Annotated in this window: 6 protein-coding genes; 3 read left to right on the top strand and 3 right to left on the bottom strand. The window is 43.2% G+C overall.

The genetic code is table 11. The features are described from left to right. Positions 1 to 215: IS4/Tn5 family transposase DNA-binding protein (locus H6G40_RS22555; protein WP_190538221.1), on the bottom strand; the 215-nt coding region annotated here is incomplete at its 3' end. Between the two features lie 209 nt (positions 216 to 424). On the opposite strand from H6G40_RS22555, the gene H6G40_RS22550 reads away from it, so the two are divergent. The 3 genes from H6G40_RS22550 (at position 425) to H6G40_RS22540 (ending at position 2,580) form a co-directional block, all read left to right on the top strand. Then, positions 425 to 805: a DUF7980 family protein gene (locus H6G40_RS22550; RefSeq protein ID WP_002779112.1), complete on the top strand. Its 381-nt coding sequence runs from the start codon at positions 425 to 427 to the stop codon at positions 803 to 805. Further along, positions 802 to 1,470 (top strand): phosphatase PAP2 family protein, encoded by a 669-nt coding sequence (locus tag H6G40_RS22545; protein WP_002733333.1) that lies wholly within the window; start codon positions 802 to 804, stop codon positions 1,468 to 1,470. Before H6G40_RS22550 ends, H6G40_RS22545 begins: the two co-directional genes overlap by 4 nt. Positions 1,471 to 1,581: 111 nt before the next feature. Further along, entirely contained in the window at positions 1,582 to 2,580 is a 999-nt protein-coding gene (locus tag H6G40_RS22540) for a sulfurtransferase (RefSeq protein WP_069473849.1), read from the top strand. Between the two features lie 402 nt (positions 2,581 to 2,982). On the opposite strand, the gene cpcA is transcribed toward H6G40_RS22540, so the two are convergent. Both cpcA and H6G40_RS22530 read right to left on the bottom strand, forming a co-directional pair. Further along, positions 2,983 to 3,474, bottom strand: a complete 492-nt coding sequence (gene cpcA / locus H6G40_RS22535; RefSeq protein WP_002762687.1) for a phycocyanin subunit alpha — start codon at positions 3,472 to 3,474, stop codon at positions 2,983 to 2,985. Positions 3,475 to 3,529: 55 nt separating this feature from the next. Continuing rightward, positions 3,530 to 4,048 (bottom strand): phycocyanin subunit beta, encoded by a 519-nt coding sequence (locus H6G40_RS22530; protein WP_002733930.1) that lies wholly within the window; start codon positions 4,046 to 4,048, stop codon positions 3,530 to 3,532. Positions 4,049 to 4,497 lie beyond the last annotated feature (449 nt).

Raw genomic sequence — 4,497 nt, 5'->3', positions numbered from 1 at the left:
CTTTTGGCTTGGGCGGCAATTATATCTGAGGGGTGAAAATAGGGGGAATTCCAAAAGTCGTAGGTGGCACTCGCTGCGGCTAGATTTCCCGAAGCTTGTGGCACACTTGTACTAAGTTGGCTGGCCAAGTTTTCTACGATACTGATTAACCTTTTCTTTCTTCTGGTGTCCCCTAGGTCTGCATACTGTAATTCTTGGGCTGCCCATTTCTCCATTTTTTTGCTTACCTCCACCTTAATTCCTTCTTTCAAAACTATACCTATCAATCGTTTCCCCTTTTTTTAAGTTTCTTCTCTTTTTGTTAAGAAAAATCTGACTAATGGATAGCTTAATAAGGGGGGCATCTGACAATTTTCAACACCTACTTACTTAGATAGCTGATGGCAAAAAAAAACAAAGCTGATAGTTAGTAACTAAAAAAAAGATGTATCTACTTGACAAAATCAAAAACGGAACCTTGGTATTGATCGGTTACTTATTATCGCCCCTGTGTTGGTGGAACGATCTAATTTTTAATCTGCCGATCGCCTACGGTTTCGGTCGTTTAATTGCTTGCTTACACGCCGATTTTTTTCTACCCGCGGCCATGGTTGGTTATTGGTTATCTAATCTTGTGGGAATTCTGCTAATGCAGTTCGGAACGAAAGAATTAATCGGTGGAGAGAAAGAAGAACGCAATTGGCAAAAAGAATTAAGAAATGGATTACTTTCCTCGACAGTTTATACTTTAGTAATCCTAGCTTTGCTGCATTTTCAGGTTTTAGAAATGCCCCTGTTATCCTCGATCGCCACTTTTTCCCCGTGATTCCCAAAACTTACTTAAACAATAGCTTAATTTTCTTGGTTATCTTGTTAACATCGCTAACTTTTACGGATTTAGCGATCGCTATTCGCCAGCAGCCGCAAGGATTTGCTTGGGAAAAATCCCTGATGCTATCTATTCATCAAACTACTAATTTAAACCTAAATTTTTTGGCCATAAAACTAACGGGATTAGGTACTTATTGGGGAGTGGCTCCGATACTAACAATTTTACTGCTGATTTTTGCCCTAAAAAAATACTGGTATGGGTTCGCTTATATCCTTGTGACCATGACGGGAGGTTGGGCTATTAGTTATAACCTCAAGATTTTTTTTCATCGAAATCGCCCGCAATTTTGGCAGTTATTTTATCCGTTACCCGATGATTTTGCCTTCCCTAGCGGCCATGCTTTATTTAGTTCCCTGTTAGTCATTTCTTTACTGATTTTATCTTGGAGAACGCGCTGGTTTTTCGGGGTAGTTTTACTGGGGATTCCCTTCGTCTTGGTTATTGCTTGGACTCGTCTTTATTTAGGAGTTCACTTTCCTAGCGATATCCTTGCCGCTTGGCTTTTAGCGATCGCTTGGTCCCTCCTAGTTCATCTCTGGTGGCAACAGTTATTAGAGACACCCAAGGCGATCAACACCCAAGAGGAAACTAATAATTAGTTGACCGACTTGCTGCCCAAAAAAAATATCACGTTATACCTAAATTTTTGGAGAAAGCTAATCAAAGCCCTATAGTAATTATCGTTTGATATTCGTCGCTGACACTGAATCATGAAACCAAAACTGCGTCAAGGGAAGGGTCTATCCCTGGGACGGTTTCAAAGCCGTCCCCTTGCTTTTCTCACTTTAGTTCTTCTGTGCATTTTAACCTTTACCTTAGCACCGTCATCGCCCCTGATGGCCACGTCTAAATCTGAGACTAAGATAGACTTTGTATCGCCGGTTTGGGTAGCACAAAATCTCAACGATCCGAAGTTAAAAATTCTCGATGTGCGGATTAATCCTTTGGAATATATCACCGGTCATTTACCGAAAGCGGTGAATATAGCCGACAATAATTTTCGTGGTCCAAACGGATTTTTGCCGGTTCAATATTGGCAAGAGGATAAAATTGGCAGTCTCTTTGCCGCCGCAGGAATCAATAATGGCGATCGAGTGGTAGTATATTCCGATGGTCGCGATGTCTTGGGGGCAACCATGGTCGCCTATTTACTAGAGCGATCGGGTTTCCGAGATGTGGCCGTCTTAGATGGTGGTTTTAAGGGTTATAAGGGTTCTGAACAAAAGGTAACTAAAGAATTCCCTAAATATCAACCAGGGAGCTTTACTGTCCGTGATAATCCCTCGATTCGGGTGACTTTAGCAGAAGTAGAGAAATTGATCGGCAAACCCGATGTGGTTTTTATCGATCCTAGACCGGAAGAACTTTTTCAGGGAAAACAGGATATCTGGCTGAGAAATGGTCATATTCCGGGGGCGAAAAATATACCCTGGCCGACTTTTACGGAAGCGAATAATCCCGATGAATCCCTGAAAAATCCTCATAAATTGAAATCTTTAGACGAAATCAGGAAGATTCTTGCCCAACGCAACATCAAGCCCTCGGATAATATTATCGTCAGTTGCAGTACTGGACGGGAAGCGACTTTACAGTATATCGTCCTCAAACATCTGCTCGGTTATCCCAAGGTGCGAATTTATGAGGGTTCTTGGACAGAGTACAGTACCACAGATCTGCCCGTCGCTACCGGGCCAGAAAAAGCGGTCTAAAGTCAAGTTTGTCGGTTTATACTCGTTGTGTTTAACCATCTTGCCCAAGATGGTTTTTTTGTTAGGGTAGGTTCCCGACGACGACCAAGTTAGGGTTTGCTGAATAAATCTAAAAATCTTGTTGGATAAGGTTTTTAGACTTTTTTTCTCTCAAAAATTGCCGACCATTGGAGTGATTGGGGGGAAAATTCAGGTACTTTTTCCCTGAAAATTAGGTAGTTGACCACCTGAAAATCGATAAAACCCCACACCCCACACCCCACACCCCACACCCCACACCCTGCCACCACCGAAAAACTTTTTCAGCAAGCCCTAAGTTAGACGGACGCAAAAAAACCTCGGCGCTCATCCCGAGGTGAATTTAGGAGATTTGAGCTTATTTTGATGTGAAGTTGACGTAAATTAGCTAAGGGCGTTGATCACATAATCAATGTAGGAATTAGCTTCTACAGCAGCATCCCCAGTTAATCCGTGATTGGTTTTGATGTATTTTAAGGCTTCGATATACCAGCTAGGAGATAGCTCAAAGGCACTATTAATTTCACTCAAACCGGCGACTAGATATTCATCGATCGGTCCCGTACCCCCTACCACGAGGGCATAGGTGATAATTCGGATATAGTAGCCGATATCGCGAACGCACTTGGATTTCCCCCGCTCATCGTAGGCATAGTTCGGCCCCTGGAGTTGGGTGGTGTAGGGAAATTTTTGATAGACAGCGTTGGCTGCTTCTTGGGCTAAACTGGGGGCCTTTTGGGCGAGGATTTTTACCGCTTCTAGGGTGATGGCGGCCTGACGGAAACGACCGAAGGCTACTTGTAATTCAGCACTGCTGAGAAAACGGCCTTGGGAATCGGCAGTAGCCACCGCTTCGGTTAAAGGTGTCTTGGTCATCGATGGAATTGCTCCTACAAAAGTTTAATCGGATTTAGAGAAGAAAGTCACAGCATCAGGAAACTGCCGCCGCCGCTCGATCGAAGTAAGAAGCGACTTCTGCTAGTAAAGAACTGCAATCCCCGCGAGTGATCCCGTTGGGATCGGCCGCTAGGGCAAGGGAAGCGTCTTTGAGCTTGAGAATTCCAGCCGCAACAGAAGCTCCCGGAACCCCCAGGGCGACGTAGGTTTCCCGGAGACCGTTCAAGGCGCGATCATCGAGGATGCTGGCATCGCCGGTGAAGGTGGCATAGGTAACGTAGCGCAGGATAATTTCCAAATCCCGCAAGCAGGCGGCCGCACGACGGTTTGTATAGGCGTTGCCACCGGGGGCAACTAAAACGGGCTGTTCTGAAAACAAACTACGCGCGGCATCGGTAACGATCGCAGAAGAATTACTGGAAAGACGATTGACCACATCCACGCGTTTATTACCATCTTTGACGAAGGCAATTAGGGCATTGACTTGATTCTCGCTCAGGTATTCCCCCCGGGTATCGGCCTGAGAAACGACTTTGGCAAAGGCATCTAACACCATAGTTTTCATCTCCTATAATGATGATTGGTTTCGGCAAAATATCGAGGTTGATTTCTCTGGCTTTTCTTTATTTTTTCCGATAAAGTATCTAGGAGTTTTTTTCTTGGGACTATACTATCGTCCTTGAAAAAAGTTTTACTCTCCCTTGGCCAGATTTTTTTGTATATCGAGGAACAATTTTTTAAAATTGAATTTAGCCTTGATAGGCGCTTCCAGACATACTTCGTTTTTGCCATGAATTATTTTATAGACCATATTTACACCTTTATTTATTAAAAATTATTTCCTAAAAAAGCAGCAAAAAAATAATTTTTTAGGATAAATCTCAGAAAACTTTCTTAAATGCGCCAATTCAAAAATGAAACGCATCAACCTCAAGAGTTGACAAAGAAAGGCTCATCAGGTACTGTCTGATCATTAACAAAAACAAATCAGACCCAAAATGA

The organism is Microcystis viridis FACHB-1342, assembly GCF_014698335.1.
Classification (GTDB): domain Bacteria; phylum Cyanobacteriota; class Cyanobacteriia; order Cyanobacteriales; family Microcystaceae; genus Microcystis; species Microcystis ichthyoblabe_A.
This window is presented reverse-complemented; position numbering and strand designations above follow the sequence as displayed.

What these genes read in the sequence shown, in the direction of transcription:
- H6G40_RS22540 (WP_069473849.1), top strand. Translation starts at nt 1,582, where the DNA reads ATGAAACCAAAACTGCGTCAAGGGAAGGGTCTATCCCTGGGACGGTTT.
- cpcA (WP_002762687.1), bottom strand. Translation starts at nt 3,474, where the DNA reads ATGACCAAGACACCTTTAACCGAAGCGGTGGCTACTGCCGATTCCCAA.
- H6G40_RS22550 (WP_002779112.1), top strand. Translation starts at nt 425, where the DNA reads ATGTATCTACTTGACAAAATCAAAAACGGAACCTTGGTATTGATCGGT.